The sequence below is a fragment of the Klebsiella sp. OBRC7 genome, assembly GCF_000293135.1.
GTDB lineage: Bacteria > Pseudomonadota > Gammaproteobacteria > Enterobacterales > Enterobacteriaceae > Klebsiella > Klebsiella michiganensis.
Genome location: NZ_ALNJ01000030.1, coordinates 13,837 through 31,720, shown reverse-complemented (window position 1 = coordinate 31,720; position 17,884 = coordinate 13,837). Strand labels below are relative to the sequence as shown.

The 17,884-nt window shown below is 52.5% G+C and carries 13 protein-coding genes and 3 pseudogenes; 14 read left to right on the top strand and 2 right to left on the bottom strand.

What is annotated here, in order from left to right:
* Nucleotides 1–1,226 precede the first annotated feature (1,226 nt).
* The 7 genes and pseudogenes from HMPREF1144_RS08085 to tssB all read left to right on the top strand — a co-directional run.
* Complete coding sequence (locus HMPREF1144_RS08085; protein WP_016154452.1) at nucleotides 1,227–1,796, top strand: inovirus Gp2 family protein; 570 nt, start codon at nucleotides 1,227–1,229, stop codon at nucleotides 1,794–1,796.
* A 152-nt stretch (nucleotides 1,797–1,948) separates the two neighbouring features.
* Nucleotides 1,949–2,188 carry a helix-turn-helix transcriptional regulator gene (locus HMPREF1144_RS08080; RefSeq protein ID WP_009652493.1) on the top strand — a complete coding sequence of 80 codons (240 nt, stop codon included), beginning with the start codon at nucleotides 1,949–1,951 and terminating at the stop codon, nucleotides 2,186–2,188.
* Nucleotides 2,189–2,477: 289 nt separating this feature from the next.
* Nucleotides 2,478–2,897 carry a putative zinc ribbon protein gene (locus HMPREF1144_RS08075; RefSeq protein ID WP_016154451.1) on the top strand — a complete coding sequence of 140 codons (420 nt, stop codon included), beginning with the start codon at nucleotides 2,478–2,480 and terminating at the stop codon, nucleotides 2,895–2,897.
* Entirely contained in the window at nucleotides 2,885–3,301 is a 417-nt protein-coding gene (locus tag HMPREF1144_RS08070; protein ID WP_009652429.1) for a putative zinc ribbon protein, read from the top strand. Before HMPREF1144_RS08075 ends, HMPREF1144_RS08070 begins: the two co-directional genes overlap by 13 nt.
* 75 nt (nucleotides 3,302–3,376) lie before the next feature.
* Entirely contained in the window at nucleotides 3,377–3,943 is a 567-nt protein-coding gene (locus HMPREF1144_RS08065; RefSeq protein ID WP_009652434.1) for an inovirus-type Gp2 protein, read from the top strand.
* 76 nt (nucleotides 3,944–4,019) lie between these two features.
* Nucleotides 4,020–4,625: a DUF2913 family protein gene (locus HMPREF1144_RS08060; RefSeq protein ID WP_009652485.1), complete on the top strand. Its 606-nt coding sequence runs from the start codon at nucleotides 4,020–4,022 to the stop codon at nucleotides 4,623–4,625.
* A gap of 736 nt (nucleotides 4,626–5,361) precedes the next feature.
* Nucleotides 5,362–5,666, top strand: a pseudogene (tssB, locus tag HMPREF1144_RS31155) (type VI secretion system contractile sheath small subunit); the annotation flags it as partial.
* Here the strand turns inward: tssB and HMPREF1144_RS31150 are convergent.
* A pseudogene (locus tag HMPREF1144_RS31150) lies at nucleotides 5,664–6,050 on the bottom strand (transposase); the annotation flags it as partial. The pseudogenes tssB and HMPREF1144_RS31150 overlap by 3 nt on opposite strands.
* Nucleotides 6,051–6,322: 272 nt before the next feature.
* Between HMPREF1144_RS31150 and HMPREF1144_RS33230 the strand changes: the two are divergent.
* The 5 genes and pseudogenes from HMPREF1144_RS33230 to HMPREF1144_RS31140 all read left to right on the top strand — a co-directional run.
* Nucleotides 6,323–6,448: pseudogene (locus tag HMPREF1144_RS33230) on the top strand (hypothetical protein); the annotation flags it as partial.
* 546 nt (nucleotides 6,449–6,994) lie between these two features.
* Nucleotides 6,995–8,209, top strand: coding sequence for an efflux RND transporter periplasmic adaptor subunit (locus HMPREF1144_RS08045; protein WP_009652401.1), 1,215 nt, complete (start codon nucleotides 6,995–6,997; stop codon nucleotides 8,207–8,209).
* Nucleotides 8,209–11,382, top strand: a complete 3,174-nt coding sequence (locus HMPREF1144_RS08040) for an efflux RND transporter permease subunit (RefSeq protein WP_009652455.1) — start codon at nucleotides 8,209–8,211, stop codon at nucleotides 11,380–11,382. Before HMPREF1144_RS08045 ends, HMPREF1144_RS08040 begins: the two co-directional genes overlap by 1 nt.
* A 17-nt stretch (nucleotides 11,383–11,399) precedes the next feature.
* Nucleotides 11,400–12,869: an efflux transporter outer membrane subunit gene (locus tag HMPREF1144_RS08035; protein ID WP_009652383.1), complete on the top strand. Its 1,470-nt coding sequence runs from the start codon at nucleotides 11,400–11,402 to the stop codon at nucleotides 12,867–12,869.
* 345 nt (nucleotides 12,870–13,214) lie between these two features.
* Nucleotides 13,215–13,406: a heavy-metal-associated domain-containing protein gene (locus HMPREF1144_RS31140; RefSeq protein WP_016154448.1), complete on the top strand. Its 192-nt coding sequence runs from the start codon at nucleotides 13,215–13,217 to the stop codon at nucleotides 13,404–13,406.
* A gap of 1,619 nt (nucleotides 13,407–15,025) precedes the next feature.
* Here HMPREF1144_RS31140 and HMPREF1144_RS08020 read toward each other — a convergent pair.
* On the bottom strand, nucleotides 15,026–15,811 hold the full coding sequence (locus tag HMPREF1144_RS08020; protein ID WP_016154445.1) for a MipA/OmpV family protein: 786 nt from the start codon (nucleotides 15,809–15,811) through the stop codon (nucleotides 15,026–15,028).
* A gap of 127 nt (nucleotides 15,812–15,938) precedes the next feature.
* Between HMPREF1144_RS08020 and HMPREF1144_RS08015 the strand changes: the two genes are divergently transcribed.
* Together HMPREF1144_RS08015 and HMPREF1144_RS08010 are read left to right on the top strand one after the other, a co-directional pair.
* Nucleotides 15,939–16,634, top strand: coding sequence for a response regulator (locus tag HMPREF1144_RS08015; RefSeq protein WP_009652481.1), 696 nt, complete (start codon nucleotides 15,939–15,941; stop codon nucleotides 16,632–16,634).
* Nucleotides 16,631–17,797: a sensor histidine kinase gene (locus HMPREF1144_RS08010; RefSeq protein ID WP_009652412.1), complete on the top strand. Its 1,167-nt coding sequence runs from the start codon at nucleotides 16,631–16,633 to the stop codon at nucleotides 17,795–17,797. The genes HMPREF1144_RS08015 and HMPREF1144_RS08010 overlap by 4 nt, the downstream gene beginning before the upstream one ends.
* Nucleotides 17,798–17,884 lie beyond the last annotated feature (87 nt).

Genomic DNA, 17,884 nt, shown 5'->3' with positions numbered 1-17,884 from the left:
CATGCCTGAAAATCAGCAGGTGAGTATCAATGGTTTATTACTGGTCTGCGTATTAGTGATGAGCGTTAAATGCTCAGTCAGTGAACTAACCTGTAGTAAGCCTGTCGGTATTGCTCTGTCTGCCTGATATTGACGCTTACAATACCTGTCAGTTACAGATACTACGGTGACCCGTTATCCCTGAAAGTTTTTTGATATGTGTAAACAAGGCCATTGGTAACGACTGTAAACGGGGCATTATCCGTGTTGGTGATAATAGTCATGATTGTATCGTAAACAGAATAACCCGATTGAGGTGACGTGGAATAGGGTGATTATCCTGGTAATCACCGCAAGCTATTTAATAAGTAATTGAGCGCTGTAGTGTCTTATACCGCCATAGCTTCCTGTGAGCCTGCATAAGCGCATTGAATAACACGATAGTGGAAATCTGTGGTTAGTATGAATATGGCGCTCCTGATGCGTTACAGGGCGTTTTAGCAGTAGTCCCGATAACGATTATTTATCGGGCTTATTGAACGGGGTAATAATATCATGACAGCAATGAGGGACTGGTACAGGGGCTCTTGCCCCGGGTATATACATCCCTCTGGGGTAATATTTGCTTTTCAGGGTAACCACAACCTATTTTGGGTCCAGGTCAATACAAGGGCATCGCAATCTTCAGCTGCTTCTGTAAGCCAGAATTGCAGCGACTTAACAGTTTCGATCTTCGCTACTGGCCTGACATTGCCGGGATCATTCGCTCACTGGGGATGGAAGAGGTGGAGGTAACATTCAGGGATGAAGCGACAGAGGCAATTATCAACGCCCGCAGACCTTCACAGACGGATTTCTTCAGAGCGTTATTCGATAACATCAGTAACCAAAAAACCGGGGATTACTACGCCTTGTCACGGAGTTTTAAACTCTCCGATACAGCACTGGCGACGATTTGTAATATCACCCGTGATTTGCCACCCGATGAACTCGTTGACGCCGCTTATGTCAAGCGTACCCGCCATCGTCTAACGGGAAGACTGTTTTTTCGCAGCCTTCGGGTCACCCGGCATTAGAACCGATTTCTGAGAGGCGATTACCCTTTACGCAATCATTCTGCCAGCCACGATATTTTACTGAAGCCAGCCGTCTCTGAGGGATCGACTGGCGGACTCGCTGAAGGCAATAAGTTTTTTTTAACAGCACCGGTAATGGTTATGAACGATAACCCACCGGAGTCCATTTTAATGAGTTACACATACGACCCTTACTGGCAGCAACGCATCGCTGATACCTTCAGTTGCGCTCTTAACGCTTACACCCGCTTACTGGCCCTGCGTGTTGACCTCCGTCTGCCGGATACGCCAGCGGCCACCGATGCTGCTGTTATCTCCCGCTTCACCGATTCCCTGAAAGCCCGGATTGATGCCCTTCAGACGCGTCAACGTCGCGAGGGCAAACGCGTCTGGCCGACCACGCTGCGTTTTATCTGGGCGCGGGAGTTTGGTGAAATCAAAGGGAAGAAGCATTACCACGCGGTGCTGTTGCTGAACCGCGATACGTGGTGCGGACCGGGAGATTACAAAGACCCGGATTCGCTTGCAGGTATGATTAAACAAGCGTGGTGCAGCGCCCTGAAGGTGGATGCACAGGCGCATGCCGTTCTGGCTCGTTTCCCGGCGAGTCCAGTCTCATGGTTGACACGTGGCGATGGTGCTCAACTGCAACAGGCCCTGTCGCAGGCGGCCTATTTAGCCAAGCTGGAGACCAAAATCACCGGTGACGGTGAGCGTAACTTCGGTTGCAGCCGTGGCTGAGCCAGACATATCTCGATTCATCAGGCCTGATTGTGCGGGCCGGGTAATTTTTTACAACGTTCCCCTATCCTCTGAGGAGAACCGGTAACCCCATGATTCAACCACCACCGGACGTCTCCCGATAGCCATATCCTCAGAGGGAGAAAAATACCATGACCACGTTGAATACGAATATTAATGCCAGCCCTGACACACTGCTTTCAGCTCAGGACCCGCTTATCGACATGACCTTTATCACCACGTTTACCGGGATGACCGACAAATGGTTTTACAAACTGATTGGCGACGGGTTGTTTCCGAAACCCATCAAGCTGGGGCGCAGCTCCCGCTGGCGCAGAAGCGAGGTGGAAGCCTGGATGCAGCAGCGTATTGCTGATTCCCGTGGCGTCTGAGCAGGGAGGATATCTGAATGGAAAAACGACGCCGCACTCAGCCACAGGCCATCCCGGTTCGCTGGACGTGTCCCCGTTGCCGGCGACAGTACTGTGGCGCCAGACCCTGTCCCGTTTGTTTCAGACCCACCGACGCACCTGCACAACCGTAACCTTTCTGTATTCCGGTGCCGACCACCAACCGTACCGACCCGCTAACGCATAACTGAACCGCCATTCACCCTGCCACGCTGCCCGTACCGGGACGGCTGACGCCTGCGTGTCGTCTGGCGGTAAGGAGAGTACCACTATGTATGCAAAATCGTTTATGGCTCTGGACGGCAACGGCCGTCTCACGGGAGCCATAACCGCGCAGACCGCGCCGTATGACCGCTACAGCTGCCATCTGTGTGCCAGTGCCCTGCAGTACCATCCTGAATACGACACCGAACGTCCGTGGTTTGAACATCATGCAGCAAAGCTTTCGGAGAACGGTCGACAGCACTGCCCGTATGTAAAGCCCGGGGTGAGGGAGACCCGCCATATCCGGCAACTGCAGTCTTATGTACCGGAAGCCCGTCCCCTGGTTTTCTACGCAGACTGGCACTGTCACGGCTGCGGCAGTGATTACCACGGTGAGCGCTACTGCCTCACCTGCCGGACGGGCGAGCACAGTGATGTGCGTGCTGATACCAACCGGATAGAGGAAGTGACGGCATGCGCATGCTGAAATGTTATCTGGCCAATGACCGCGAAGGCCACTTCGCGACAGCCGGGGAGGCCGTGAGTGCGCCGGGGCAGATATGGAGCTGCGCGTCCTGCGGCTGTCGACTGGTGCTCCATGCGGGGACATACGGGGAGCCGCCGTGGTTTGAACATGACCAGCAGAGCGTGGCCCGGCATGTGCTGATGGCCTGCGCCCACCTTGACCCGGAAGTGAAAACCGAAGCCCGGCACCGAAAGCTGCGCAGTCTCATCAACGGGCTGGAAGCGACGGTAATGGTGCTCTCCTGGTACTGCGTGTGGTGCGGCGACCATTACCAGGGCGTGAAGCACTGTCCCCGGTGTCTGACTGGTATCTACAGCATCGAAGAAGCGCACTGGCAGAGAAACTACTGCTGCAGTACCAGATAGTTCCCCGTCTTTATGAACCAGATACCGCCGTAGAGGCGGTGTCCTCCCTGATTTAACCTAAAGAGAGTCTGCATTATGAATCATTCTTACATACGGGCGTCTGATGCTGTCAGCGCGGATGCCGTCAGCACGCGTGCATTTCTGCAACAGGCCGTTGACCATTACCCGCGACTGGCGGCATTCAGCTTTACGCTGGCGCTACCGTATCGTGAAGCCATGAGCGAATACCGGTCATTGATTCTGCGTTTTCACTCTGAAGTCTGGCAGCGCACCGGCGAATATTCGCGCCAGCGTCAGCAGGCACGACATCGTTCACTCCCGACGCTGTTACGCTGGATATGGGAGACGGCCAGCGCACCGGAGTGCAAAATGGTGCTGCTGCTCAATCTCGATACGCTGGGTACAGGGCGAAACCTGCAACTGACCGACAGTGCGCCTCCGGGGCTTAACGCCATCATCGCCGACGCATGGCAAAAGGTGACCGGTACCGCCTGCACTGACGGTGTAACGAGTATGACGCAGATCATTATTAACCGCGTCGCTCAGGGAGTCTTCGCAACACCCTTTAACCAGCTTACCGTGCATGTTAAGGCCATGTCAGAGCCAATAGCAACGGCCAGAACGGGGATGATTTGTCCGTGAAAGTAATAGCTTCTCTAATTAATGGGGGAGTTATCCAGGTCTTCCCCGGTGTCTGCAGCGCCGATATAATCCCTGAATGAAAAAAGCTCACGATACCTTACCCCCGGAACAAACCGTCACAGCACTTGCGCATTTCGCCTGGTGCGCCCTTGTCGCCTTACGTACCGCTCAGCAGGATGGTCAGGCATTGTCGCCACTCAGCACGCATGCATTTATACTGCGCTGGTTAACGGTGGCGTATAAGCAAAAACGGTTTCCACGTGCAATCGCATCTGATATTGAGGGATTGCTGACGCTGGGGCGTAACAAAGGCCTTGCCGCCAGCTTATTCAGTCGTCTGGAATATCTGTGGTCTTCGTGCACCGGACCGGTGTCAGCGCAGTCGGATTTGTATCGGCTGACGTACGCAATTGAACAGCTTAAATCGCGGGGCTGGGTCAATGCAGCGGTGAGTGACAGGGACTGGGACAATGAAACGCTTCTGGCCCTGGAATACAGCGATGCGAATGCACTGCTGGTAAGGAAGTCGGCACTGACCTGCGGATTTTCGGATGGAGGGAAACTCGTTGCGCCGGTTGAGTTTCTTGTGAATGGCGACTTGTCAGCCTGTATGGCTGTTTTTGCGGCTCATACACTGTCGGCTGTCATGCTGGAGTCGAATCGGATCGTGTTACAACCTTGAGCAGTAAAACAACCGTTCTCAACCCGCAGCAAAGCTCATCACTGTCCACGTCTGTCTTTCTGTAAACCGAACGGGTGTTGTTCCTGGTCGCGCTAATGCACCGGCGGCTGAGATATTCATATCGCTGGTACAGGTATGAGATATGCGTAAAGTCCGGGCGTTGCAATTCCTTTAATCTGAAAAAAAATAAATAAGCCCGGTTTACGTGAATAATAAGAAATGATGGAAACCTGAAACTGTCGCCAGTTTTTCACATGCTCAGTCACGTCCAGCTTCTCAATTTCTGATAAAAGTACAAAATCAGATATTTCACGTGACTGGTGATATTTTGTACAAATATACACCCTAAGCCAAATTGATCATTTTCTGTACATCCTTATCCCGCGGGGCCTGAAGGGTTATGGTGTAAAATTTTTATAAATCAGAAAGATGATATTTTTTTTGTTAAAAGCCAGGAATGTAAATCTTTGTTACATTTTTTCATTTTCGATCTGGCAGGGAACGTTCCCAAACTCCAGCCATTGGGCCTTATCCGAAATTTTTCATTTCAGACAAATACCCAGAAAATACAGTGTCGACATGCTGGTGGATGGAATGCGCCCGCTTTTTTTGGTTCCGGGATTTTTATTTACGTCGGATGACGCGAACCGGAAAGTTGTTCTGGCTGGGTAATTTTTTCTTATTTATTTTTCACTGGCATTGACCGTTTCTATCACTCCATAGAACAGGGACAGCCATGTCTAATTCTTCCTTTCAGTCCGAAATCCCTAAAGCGCGTATTAATTTAAAACTTGATTTGCATACCGGTGGTGCGAGCAAGAAAACGGAGCTCCCCCTGAAATTGCTCGTGGCGGGCGACTTCAGTAATGGTCAGGAGTCTGCCCCTTGTCTGAGCGCAAAAAAGTTGATTTGAATAAAAATAATTGTGATTCTGTCATTTCTGAATATTCCCCAAAAGTCAATCTTACCGTTAAAAACACGCTTGCTGATGATGGCAGTGAAGACAACATCAGTCTGACCTTCCGGAGCATGAAGGACTACCAGCGTCGGTGAGACATCCGCGTCATACAACTCTTTGAACGCAGCCACTATCTCACGGGTGGTCATCCCTTTGGCGTACAGTGACAGGATTTGGTTATCCATCCCGGTGATCCGGGTCTGGTTTTTCTTCACCAGTTGGGGCTCGAAGGAGCCGTCACGATCGCACGGCGTACGCAGTTCCAGCGGGCCATCGCCGGTGGTAACGGTTTTTGTGAAATAGCCGTTGCGGGAGTTGGCACCCGGTTTAGACTGATGTTTACCGTAGCCGAGGTGATGGAGCATTTCGGCGTTGAGGCGGCGCTCAACGTTGATTTTTTTCAGCAGGCGATCGAACTGGTTGAGATCGTCAGGGGTTTTGAGATTTTTGGTCAGTTCGTTAGCCAGAGCCTACAACTGTTTTTCGTCCATAAAGTAACCTGCTTTTGATGTTGAATTGAACATATCAAAATCAGGCAATTACACAAACTTGTGTACAGGCTCCATACAGCTAACCCGGCCCGTCACATCGTAATGTCAACCCGTAATGCATAACATCATGCAGCGTTCCATTAATGAGTCGGGAATCATATTCAACCTTCTTGAATCGCCACGGGTAATCTAGACACTTCCGAGCCGTTGATGGACTGACCCCACCCCGGTAGACGATCCTGCCCTATAGTAACGAGCGCATGGCAGACATGTCCCCGTTCTGGATGCTAAATGTTCTGAACAGCGCCGAACTGGTACTGGGGCAGTATCAGCGCCTGCAGCACAGCCCGCCAAGTACTGTGGTTCCGACCTTAATGGGGGCCGCCAGCTGTCAGTAAAGGTCAGTGTCTGACCCCGGAGACACGCGGACAGCCAAGCACCTACCAATCATCTGCTGGTCCCGCGCTAGCAAATCAGCCAGTTGCGTAAAGAAATGCGGCATGTTGTGCCGCTGGTTCTGAATGGTCAGGTTGGCAGCGCGATGACGAATGACATGCTGCCGCAGGCGGCTATCCCGGGAGAAGGGGGAAGGTCTGGCGTGAGTCTTCAGCGGTGAGCTCAATTGCTGCATGGGTCACTACCTTCGCCATATCTTGAGCATACTACCGGAGTAGTCCAGCAACAAAGTGGCCGAACTACTTCCATGGAACGTGGTTCTTCCCGATAAATAATCGTCAATACGGCGCTCGTTTAACGCTTACACATTAAATATTAATTAAGCCTGATTGGATGTTTTTCATTTTTTTTAATTGGTGTGCTTGACCTTCCAGTAACATCAACCTTTAGCCTTGTAAGAAATTGCTACAGCGCCGTTTTCGGATGGGCCGGGGCTGCCTGTGGCGTATGAAAGGATCACTGTTATGAAAATGAAAATTGGGGTTCTGATTGTGTCGGCCGCAATCATCGCCACTGCCGGGATTGCGTTTGCCCGGGATAGTGGCGGCAACGATGAGCCGGCCGCAGCGGCCGCACCTATGGCTCCCCAGGTTCCCGTAGCCGAAGTGCTCTCGCGTCAGATAGTCCCTTCGGCAGAGTTTACCGGTTCATTGGCGGCCCCAAAAACCGTAGAGCTACGCCCACGCGTTGGCGGTACCATCGACGCTGTCAGCGTACCTGAAGGCAGCATGGTGCGTCAGGGGCAGCTGCTGTTCCAAATTGATCCTCGTCCATTCCAGGTGGCTCTTGACAGCGCGCAAGCACGACTCAAGCAGGCAGAAGCGCTGGCTATCCAGGCCAATCGCGATTTTGAACGAGTTGGTCGGCTGGTGAACAATGGCGCGGTATCCCGGAAAGATTACGATGACGCCGCTTCTACACGTCATGCTCGTCAGGCTGAGGTGCAGGCTGCAAAGGCCGAGGTTGCGGCGGCGAAACTGGACTTGTCTTATTCGCGCGTGGTGGCACCGATTACCGGCCGCGTGGATCGCATGCTGGTGACTGAGGGAAATCTGGTCAGCGGCGGTGGTACGGGATCTGCGACGCTATTGACAACGATTGTTTCCGTCAATCCGCTATACGCTTACTTTGATATTGACGAAGCGACGTTCCTTAATTCAGTCAGCAAGGCACGTCCTGACGCAGTTAACAAGGTGGAAGAGCGTTTACCCGTGCATGTTGGGCTGGCGACAGAAAAAGGTTTCCCGCATCAGGGAACGCTCGATTTTGTCGGGAATCAGATCGATCGTAGTACCGGTACTGTCAGGGTACGTGCCGTAATCCCTAACGACGATGGGAAACTGACGCCAGGTGCCTTTGCCCGCGTGCAGCTGGCCACCGGTGCGGCACATCAGGCGATTCTGATTGACGATCAGGCGATAGGGAGCGATCAGGGACGCAACTATGTCCTGGTGGTGGGTGCGGATAATAAGGCGCAGTATCGCCCGATTGAGCTGGGCGCGGTGGTTGATGGTTTGCGCGTGGTCAAGAGTGGCCTGAAAGCCGGTGAGAACATTATTATCAAGGGGCTGGTGCGTCCCGGTATGGCGGTGACGCCGCGTTTGACCCCGATGCAGGCTTCTGGCGCGTCGGTTAGCGAGGGGGAAAAAGCCGGCTCCGTTGAAGGGGGAGGCCAATAATGAAATTCCCACACTTCTTCATCCAGCGGCCTATTTTCGCGATTGTGTTATCGGTGTTTATGCTGATAGCTGGCGCTCTGGCTTTCTTTCAGCTTCCGCTGAGTGAATACCCATCGGTAACACCGCCTACCGTGCAGGTTTCGGCAAGCTACCCTGGTGCTAACCCTAAGGTGATTGCTGACACCGTTGCTGCTCCACTGGAACAGGCAATCAACGGGGTGGAAGGCATGTTGTACATGAGTTCCCAGATGTCTGCCGACGGTCGAATGGTCTTGACGATTTCATTCCGGCAGGGAACCGACCCCGATATTGCGCAGATTCAGGTGCAGAACCGGGTTTCTCGGGCCTTGCCGCGCTTGCCGACTGAGGTGCAGCAGATCGGTGTCGTGACGGAGAAAACGTCACCGGATATCCTCATGGTTGTGCATATATTTGCACAGGGCGATCGCTACGATCCGCTTTATGTTTCCAACTATGCCATGTTGAACGTGCGTGATGAGCTATCACGCTTGCCAGGTATTGCCAGCGTCACGCTTGGGGGCGAGGGTGAATACGCGATGCGCGTCTGGCTGGATCCGACCAAAGTCGCTTCCCGCGGTTTGACGGCCAGTGATGTGACCGCAGCAATTCGTGAGCAGAATGTCCAGGTCGCGGCCGGTTCTGTCGGTCAACAGCCGAACAGCTCCTCAGCCTTCGAAGTCAGTATCAATGCCCAGGGGCGTCTGACCACCGTTGAGCAGTTTGGCGATATCGTGATCAAAGCTGGCGCTGACGGGCAGGTTACCCGCCTGCGCGATGTTGCGCGTCTGGAATTGGGATCGGACAACTATTCCCTGCGCAGCCTGCTGGACGATAAAAATGCCGTGGGTATGCACATCGTTATGACGCCAGGCGCCAATGCGCTGGACGTCTCTGCCTCGGTTCGGGCGACGATGGCGAGGCTGCAGGCCAACTTCCCGGAAGGTATCGAATACCGTATCGCTTATGACCCGACAGTGTTTGTCAGCGCCTCGTTGAAATCAGTGGCAATGACGTTGCTGGAGGCGACGGTGTTGGTGGTACTGGTGGTGATGCTGTTCCTGCAAACCTGGCGGGCTTCGATCATCCCTCTGGTCGCGGTACCTATTTCGTTGGTCGGTACTTTCGCCCTCATGTATTTGTTCGGCTTTTCGCTCAACACGCTGTCGTTGTTTGGTCTGGTGTTATCGATTGGTATCGTTGTCGATGATGCCATTGTGGTGGTTGAAAACGTCGAACGGCATATTGCACAGGGCCGTTCTCCGAAAGAAGCGGCAAGAAGGGCCATGGACGAGGTGACTGGCCCTATTTTAGCCATTACTTCCGTTTTGGCTGCTGTGTTTATTCCTTCTGCGTTCCTGTCAGGATTGCAGGGGGAGTTCTATCGCCAGTTCGCGCTGACCATCGCCATTTCGACGATCTTGTCTGCGATCAACTCGTTGACGTTGTCGCCGGCGCTGGCATCGGTTCTGCTTAGACCCCATCAGGATATGGCGCAGGCCGACAGGTTGACGCGCATCATGGATCGCGTATTCGGTGGTTTCTTCCGTCGCTTTAACGCTTTCTTCGATAGATTGTCGAACAACTACGTTGGCGCAGTCCGCCGGGCCGTACGCGGCAGTATCATCGTGCTGGTGCTGTATGCCGGTTTCCTGGGCCTGACACTGTTGGGGTTCCAGCAGGTTCCTAACGGTTTTGTGCCCGCTCAGGACAAATACTATCTGGTTGGGATTGCTCAATTGCCTTCCGGCGCCTCGTTGGATCGCACGGAAGCCGTAGTGAAAGAGATGTCCCGAATTGCGCTGGCGGAACCTGGAGTGGAAAGCGTCGTGGCGTTTCCTGGGTTGTCGGTAAACGGCCCTAACATGCCTAACTCCGCATTGATGTTTACCATGCTGAAACCCTTCAGTGAACGTAAGGATCCTTCGCTGTCTGCCGAGGCTATTGCCGGTAGCCTGATGGGGAAATTTAGCCAGATACCTGACGGTTTTGTCGGGATCTTCCCGCCACCACCGGTACCGGGGCTGGGCAGCATGGGAGGATTTAAACTCCAGATCGAAGACCGGGCAGGGCTTGGCTTTGAAGAGCTGACCCGTGTTCAAGGGATGGTTATGGCGAAGGCCATGCAGGCTCCTGAACTGGCAGGGATGATGGCCAGTTTCCAGACCAACGCACCTCAGTTGCAGGTTGATATCGACCGCGTCAAAGCCAAGTCTCAGGGCGTCGCACTGACCGATATCTTTGATACGTTGCAGGTGAATCTGGGGTCGCTGTATGTAAATGACTTTAACCGCTTCGGTCGTACGTATCGGGTGATCACTCAGGCGGATGCGCAATTCCGTATGCAGCCTGAAGATATCGGGTTGCTTAAAGTGCGTAATGCCGCGGGTGACATGATCCCACTGGGAACGCTGGTGAACATTACCCGTACCTCTGGACCAGACCGTGTTATGCGTTACAACGGTTATCCGTCGGCGGATATTACCGGTGGCGCAGCGCCTGGCTACTCCTCCGGACAGGCAACGGCAGCTATTGAGAAGATCGTTAGTGAAACGCTGCCTGAGGGAATGACATACGAATGGACCGATCTGACTTACCAGGAGAAGCAGACTGGCAACTCGGCGCTGTATATCTTCCCGTTGGCGGTGTTCCTGGCGTTCCTGATCCTGGCCGCACAATACAACAGCTGGTCGCTGCCGTTTGCGGTGCTGTTAATTGCCCCAATGGCATTACTTTCCGCGATCGCCGGGGTTTGGCTATCGAATGGAGATAACAACATCTTCACGCAGATTGGTTTTGTGGTGCTGGTGGGACTGGCGGCGAAAAACGCAATCCTGATCGTCGAGTTCGCTCGCGCCAGAGAGAGTGAAGGCGTCGATCCTCTGGCTGCTGTGCTGGAGGCCGCTCGCCTGCGTCTGCGCCCGATACTGATGACCTCGTTGGCATTTATTGCGGGGGTTGTGCCTTTGGTGATCGCGAGCGGTGCCGGTGCGGAAATGCGTCATGCCATGGGGATTGCCGTGTTTGCCGGGATGCTGGGGGTGACGCTGTTCGGACTCTTGTTGACGCCAGTGTTCTATGTCGTGGTCCGTAAGCTGGTTATTCGCCGGGAAATCAAGCAGGCACAGCGGGCAATCAGTGATTCACGGCCATGACGGGCGGAGAGAGAATAATGAAAGCAGAGTATGAAATGAACCATCGTATTAATAAACTCTCGGTGCTGGCGATGGCGCTGGTATTGGCCGGTTGTACTATGGCGCCGGACTACGAACGGCCTTCTGCACCAACGAGCTCAAGCTATCCTTCGGGAGCGGCTTATGCTCAGGGAACAGTTTCAGCGGCTCAGACTGCCGTGGCTGATATCGGTTGGCGCGATTTCTATCGTGATCCGTTGTTGCAACAATTACTTGAGGTCGCGTTGGCAAACAACCGCGATCTGCGCAAGTCGGTGCTGGATGTTGAGGCCGCGCGGGCTCAGTACCGGATCCGTCGTGCCGATATGTTGCCAACACTGAATGTGGATGCGGGCGCTACCGTGCAGCGTCTGCCCGCAGATGTCAGCCCGAGTGGTACAACGCAGATAACGCGGAGTTATGACGTTAATGGTGCGGTGTCAGCCTGGGAGCTGGATTTGTGGGGACGGGTTCGTAGCCTCAGCGATCGGGCGCTGGCAACGTACCTGGCGTTGGATGAAACACGGATTGCGGCAAGGCTGAGCCTGCTCGCTGAGGTGACAAACGCTTATCTGACGTTGCGTGCGGATCAGGAGTTGCTGCAACTGGCTCACGATACGCTGAGCACGCAAAAGAGGACTTACGCATTGACCCAGGCGCTGTTTGATGCGGGTAATGCAACGCAAATTGATTTGCGGCGCGCAGAGATTGCGTTGCGTACTGCGGAAGTCAGTCAGGCTGCTTATACGAGGGTGGCGGCGCAGGATCGCAATGCACTGGTTTTGCTTTTAGGGCAGCCATTGACGGCCGAACTCTCGGCCAGCCTGGATAAGGCGAATACCTTGCCCGATGACATCATCCCTTCCGCGTTGCCGGCGGGCTTGCCGGCAGAATTGCTGGTGCGTCGTCCGGATGTCCGTGCGGCAGAGCAGCAACTGCGTGCGGCCAATGCCAATATCGGGGCCGCTCGCGCGGCATTTTTCCCGGCAATCAGTTTGACAGGATCGGCTGGTACGGCCAGTTCGAGTCTGGACGGGTTGTTCGAGCCGGGGTCAGCGGCCTGGAGTTTTGTTCCGCAAATCTCGTTGCCTATTTTCCGGGGAGGCGCTCTGCGCGCCAATCTGGACCTAGCCCAGGTACAAAAGCGCATCGAAATTGCGAATTACGAGAAGGCGATTCAGGTTGCCTTCCGCGAAGTGGCTGATGGCCTGGCGGGCAGACAAACCCTGGACGATCAATTCCGTTCAGAACAATTGTTGGTGCAGGCCAGCCAGGCTAACTATGAATTGGCCTCACAGCGCTTCCGGGCCGGTATTGACGATAATCTGGCGGAGCTTGACGCGCAACGAGCGCTGTTCAGTGCACAGCAAACTCTGGTTCAGACCCGACTGGCGCGAATGAGCAATTTGGTCAATTTGTATAAAGCGCTGGGGGGCGGATGGACAGAAAGCTCTCCGGCTAAGCCATAACTCTCCGGGCAGGTTAACGCCACTGTCTGGCGATAAGGTCGGCAATACGTGGGTGGAGGGATAAAACCGCCCGCGTATTGCATTGTCGTAGGGATAAGGGGTTACGGCGCGGCAACCACTTCTTTTACTGCGAGGACTGCTACGTCTTCGTCTTGTTGCCCGACAGCCGGCAGAAAGCACAACTGAACGGTTTACTTGAAATACTTTGGGGCAGTATATATCCCCACCTCAGGTGAAACGCTTAGTCAGAGAATATAAGCACGAAAATTTTTGGCGATAGGGCTTGACCTTACAACGGTGGCAAGTTCTATCATTGAAGTTACTACAACTAAATAGGATATATATATGCAATTACATCTAGAAAATATGACATGCGGCGGATGTGCCCGGACAGTGACTAAAGTGATTCAAAATATTGATCCTGAGGCAAGTATCATAACTGATCCACCGACTCGTAAGATCGAAGTGAAAACTTCTTTATCTACTGAACAAGTTGCTAATGCTTTACGTGAGGCAGGTTTTCCTCCGAGAGAGTAGTTAACTAAAAATGGTTACCTCCCCGCTGTGGTAACCATTTTTTATCATGTATCCTTACGGTTAGAAGTATTTCTGTTATTATTATGCACCATGGTGGGGTGTTTAGATGTCTTGAGTTGTAGTTTTGATTTAATATGTCTATTACTTAACTCACTAATTTTTTCTCTATGTTAAATGTATTGTGTTCAATATTTATGTGTGATTTACTAAATCATCGGTTTTTTCTTTTAAGGCCTCATTAATGTATCATGTGACGTCAAGTATTTGTGGAGGGAGTATTTGGTTTTTTTTAAATATATTAAGAACAGGGTGGTATGCCAAATTTATCATCATAAAAAGTAAGAAGAGCGAAGTATACGTAAACCAAACGCTGTAAGTTTAAGCATGCCATTTTTGTTCCATGCACTTCTTGATAGCTCCGGGTTTTCAGTCATCAGCCGATACCTCTTCCTGTATCAGGTTATTCAGAGATTCATGAGGCCGCTCGTTATTGTATTACCTCAGCCAGCATAATGTAATTCTCCCGTACCTCATTCTGAGTTCTAAATAGATTAAAATCCAGTATTTATGTCCGATAGCGGCGGTTAAACAGTTCTGCTTTGCATTAGTAACCCGCGTCCCCGGTAGGCGTTGATACGATATGCTTCCCGCAGAGAATGCACCGACTGGTATTTCTGTGCCGGCCTTAGAACTTTTGCTTCAGCATCTCCTGAAGCATCTCCTTGTCCACACTCAGGCCAGCCACCTGTTTCTTCAGTAGCTGATTTTCATCCTCCTGCTACCGCATGTGATTCAGTTCTGAATGAGAAATATCGCCTTATTCCTTACGGTATGTAATGGGATTGTCAGGGCATCGTACAATAGCGTGTTCGACAGCGTGATGAACTACTATCCAGAAGAGCTTGACCGTACGTTCGAGATAATTCTCGATAGCGTGGAGGCTCATATAAAGGTCTATGTGTCGGTCAAGAATCTTGATGCCAGTATGGCGGTAGAAGTACTCAATGAAGTAATATCAGCAAATATTATTGCTATCTAAAAATCAAAGAGACTGATATGTTAGTCTTAAAATAATAGTCAGTTAGAGACTCAACGGACGGAACAAACTAGCTGGCAGTTCGTACTATGCCCATACTATTATGGAATGACGATATTCAATTTATGTCAAATTTTTCAAGTATTCATTCGTCAATTCTGGTTAAGCTGGGATTCGGCCCATCTGACATGTGATGTCGTAGTTTTCCTGATATTTTCGTGGTCATTGTTTATGGGGGGGAGAAGAACCTCGGCGCAAAAGACTGTCGGTGCGGTCTTATTTAAGGTGCTAGGGTTTTCTTTCGCTATACATGATTTTATACTAGCGAGAATATAGATAAAGGATTTGGGAATGTAATGAATTTTAATGCTGTCCTCATATGCTATTATCCTGCGCTTATAATCCACTCCACTGAAAGTGTAATAGTACATGCTCCTGCTCGTAATCTTCCGGTGATATATCACTCAGGGCTTGAAGCCATTTCCAAGCCAGTAGATGACTCGCAAAACATCATCTGATATCAACATTCAAATATATGTTTCTGATAGTCCACTTTTCGGAGACTCTGCCAGTTCCTGGCGTGTCAGAATGTCCAGTTGATACCAGCAAAACCGCTGATATTGTCTCGCGCTGACACAACAGGACTGTCACTGGTTTTATCCGCAAGCCAGGCATATGAAGCGCCCAGTAGGGTGCCCCAGTGTTCATTAAACTGATGCTGCCAGCTCAGGGTAGTCTGCGTAGCATAAAATCCTGCGCTACGGTTGTATTCCCGGAAACCGGTTGTGCGGCTCTGGGCAGCATTAACGCCGTACCAGGTGTTAATGTACCGGGCGTCACCAAAAAGTGCCGCGCCCTGCAGGGCAACCGTATCTGTGTCGTTCTGCCAGGGCACGAGCGTCAGCGAGGCCTGGTACTGTACCCCCTGTGAATCCGTCAGCGGCAGAGTTGCACGGATTTCCGGGGTAAACCAGCTGTTCACCTGCCAGCCAACAGCAACCTGCGTGTTCAGTGCACCACGGATGTTTCCCATTCCTTTCAGTTTGTCAGAACCATCGCGCCACGATGAATTTTGATCGGCACGGCCAAAACTGTATCCGAACGCATTTTCAAAATAGAGGCCATTATCCGTCTGCAGGTCATAACCGATACCTTTTGTTGAGTCGAAGAAAAACGCGCCTTTACGGACCTGCAGGGAAGGCATCACTGTCCAGTGCTGCTTATCCGCGCCACTGTAGCGGGGGGCGTTTTCTCCCATTATCCCCACCGTCACTCCATCCTGATTGCCGCTGTCGGCAATAGCGGACCCGCAGGTCGCTGCCAGCAGGATCACTGTACACCCTGTTACAGACGAATACGTTGCCATCATATATCCCTCGTTTTATGTTTATGCATTACGGTAAGCTGTGACCCGCCCGGCCACCCGCAGTGGATTATGACGATGCTTTATCAAGACTCAGCGTGGAAACCATCAAGAAACCATCAAGGCAGAATGAATGAACACAAAACGTATTCTGATTATCGAGGACGACCGGGATGCGGCGAATGTGCTCGAAGCCTATCTTCGCCGTGAAAACTTCGGGGTCATACTGGCCCATGATGGAAAAGCAGGACTTGAAGCCGCCCTTACCCAGCATCCTGCACTTATTCTGCTTGATATCATGCTGCCGGGTATGACCGGAACAGAAATACTCAGCCGGCTGCGCCGCGAATCCGATGTTCCCGTGATAATGGTCACCGCAATGGGCGAGGCCCCGGACCGTATCGGGGCCTTACGCTTCGGTGCGGATGATTATGTCGTCAAACCTTATGATCCGGGTGAGGTCGTGGCCCGGGTGCAGGCGGTGTTACGGCGTGGGGCGGCAGCGCATGCTAGCGCTGAAAATTATCGCCGGGTGGGGGCCGTTGAACTCAACCGGGACACCATGTCAGTCGCTGTTATTCACGATGAAAACCGGGTGCACCTTGAGCTGACCCCCACCGAGTTTTCACTGCTGGACATGATGATGACCCGCCCCCGGAGCGTCTGTTCCCGTCAGACGCTGCTTGAACACTGCCTGCCGGAAAGTGATGCGCTGGAGAGGGTGGTTGATACACACATCTATAACCTACGCCGCAAACTGGAAAAAGCGGGGGTCAGCGGTGTGCTGACCAGCGTGAGAGGGATCGGTTACCGGTATCTGCAGCCATGAAAAAAAGAGAGTCCCGTTCATTATGGCGCTGGATTTGCGTCAGGGTGTTGTCGCTGGCGGCCGGCAGTGTCGTGCTTATCGCCCTGTGCATGTGGCTGCGTTTTGCCCTGCTGGATGCCTGGGTACAGCATCGGATGCCGGAGGCGGTACGACAGGAATTTCTGCATCTGCGGGAAAATCCCGATCTTAATCGCATCCGTTACCATGAAATTATTGATGACTGGTACGGACTGCAGTTCTCAGATCCGTCCATTGCGTCAACAGACTGGCTGACGCTGGGAGGGCTGGTCCTGTTTGTGACACCGCTGATAATTATGCTCGGTTTGCTGGCCGCCCGGCCTCTCGCCCGGCAGTTCGGTCTGCTGACGCGAGCCTCCGCAGCGATAGCGCAGGGGCGTTTTACCACTCGCTCAAAAATGGATGCAAGTGCGCCCTCTGAATTGATGTTGTTTACGCAGAACTTCAATACCATGGCCGAAAGACTTGAACGTTATGACCGGGAATTACGGGCATCTCATGTTGCAGCCGCGCATGAACTGCGCTCTCCACTGACGGCCGCGGTGGGCCGTCTACAGGGAATGATGGACGGCGTATTCCCGGCTGATAAAGCGCAGATGAATATGGTGATGAACCAGCTCCTGAGCCTCAGCCGTCTGATTGATGATTTGCACCTGCTCTCACTGGCTGATGCAGGGCAGCTTACGCTGAATAAACAACGCTTCTCACCCGCCGGATTACTGCAGGAAAAGATTGCCTGGCTACGGCCACAGGCTACCGCCGGGCATTTCGGTTACGACACGGATATCCCTCCGGGAGAATGTTGTGCGGACCCGCTGCGAATCGGACAGGTCTTTACCATTTTAATGGAGAACGCACTGCGTTACGCGACGGAAGGCGGGAAGCAAACGATACAGGGTTCCGTTCAGTCAGGCTACTGGACGTTCTCCTTCCGGGATTACGGCGCGGGCGTCGAACCGGATTTTCTGCCGGTGATGTTTGACCGGTTTACCCGTTCTGATGTTTCCCGTTCCCGTCATTCAGGAGGCAGTGGACTGGGTCTGTCGATTGCCAGAGCCATTTGTGAGTCTCACGGCGGAACGCTGACCGCCAGTATCCCGCAAGAGGGGAACGGACTCCTGTTTCGGGTGAAACTGCCCGTATGAGTTTTCTTTTTCACTTTTCTTGACCAAATCTTGATGGTTCGTCGAACGTATCTGGACACACCTGCGGTTTACTCATGGCAGCATTTT

Excerpts from the sequence above, each read along its gene's own strand:
- HMPREF1144_RS08085 (WP_016154452.1), top strand. The coding sequence starts at position 1,227 with ATGAGTTACACATACGACCCTTACTGGCAGCAACGCATCGCTGATACC.
- HMPREF1144_RS08080 (WP_009652493.1), top strand. The coding sequence starts at position 1,949 with ATGACCACGTTGAATACGAATATTAATGCCAGCCCTGACACACTGCTT.
- HMPREF1144_RS08075 (WP_016154451.1), top strand. The coding sequence starts at position 2,478 with ATGTATGCAAAATCGTTTATGGCTCTGGACGGCAACGGCCGTCTCACG.
- HMPREF1144_RS08070 (WP_009652429.1), top strand. The coding sequence starts at position 2,885 with ATGCGCATGCTGAAATGTTATCTGGCCAATGACCGCGAAGGCCACTTC.
- HMPREF1144_RS08065 (WP_009652434.1), top strand. The coding sequence starts at position 3,377 with ATGAATCATTCTTACATACGGGCGTCTGATGCTGTCAGCGCGGATGCC.
- HMPREF1144_RS08060 (WP_009652485.1), top strand. The coding sequence starts at position 4,020 with ATGAAAAAAGCTCACGATACCTTACCCCCGGAACAAACCGTCACAGCA.
- HMPREF1144_RS08045 (WP_009652401.1), top strand. The coding sequence starts at position 6,995 with ATGAAAATGAAAATTGGGGTTCTGATTGTGTCGGCCGCAATCATCGCC.
- HMPREF1144_RS08040 (WP_009652455.1), top strand. The coding sequence starts at position 8,209 with ATGAAATTCCCACACTTCTTCATCCAGCGGCCTATTTTCGCGATTGTG.
- HMPREF1144_RS08035 (WP_009652383.1), top strand. The coding sequence starts at position 11,400 with ATGAAAGCAGAGTATGAAATGAACCATCGTATTAATAAACTCTCGGTG.
- HMPREF1144_RS31140 (WP_016154448.1), top strand. The coding sequence starts at position 13,215 with ATGCAATTACATCTAGAAAATATGACATGCGGCGGATGTGCCCGGACA.
- HMPREF1144_RS08020 (WP_016154445.1), bottom strand. The coding sequence starts at position 15,811 with ATGATGGCAACGTATTCGTCTGTAACAGGGTGTACAGTGATCCTGCTG.
- HMPREF1144_RS08015 (WP_009652481.1), top strand. The coding sequence starts at position 15,939 with ATGAACACAAAACGTATTCTGATTATCGAGGACGACCGGGATGCGGCG.
- HMPREF1144_RS08010 (WP_009652412.1), top strand. The coding sequence starts at position 16,631 with ATGAAAAAAAGAGAGTCCCGTTCATTATGGCGCTGGATTTGCGTCAGG.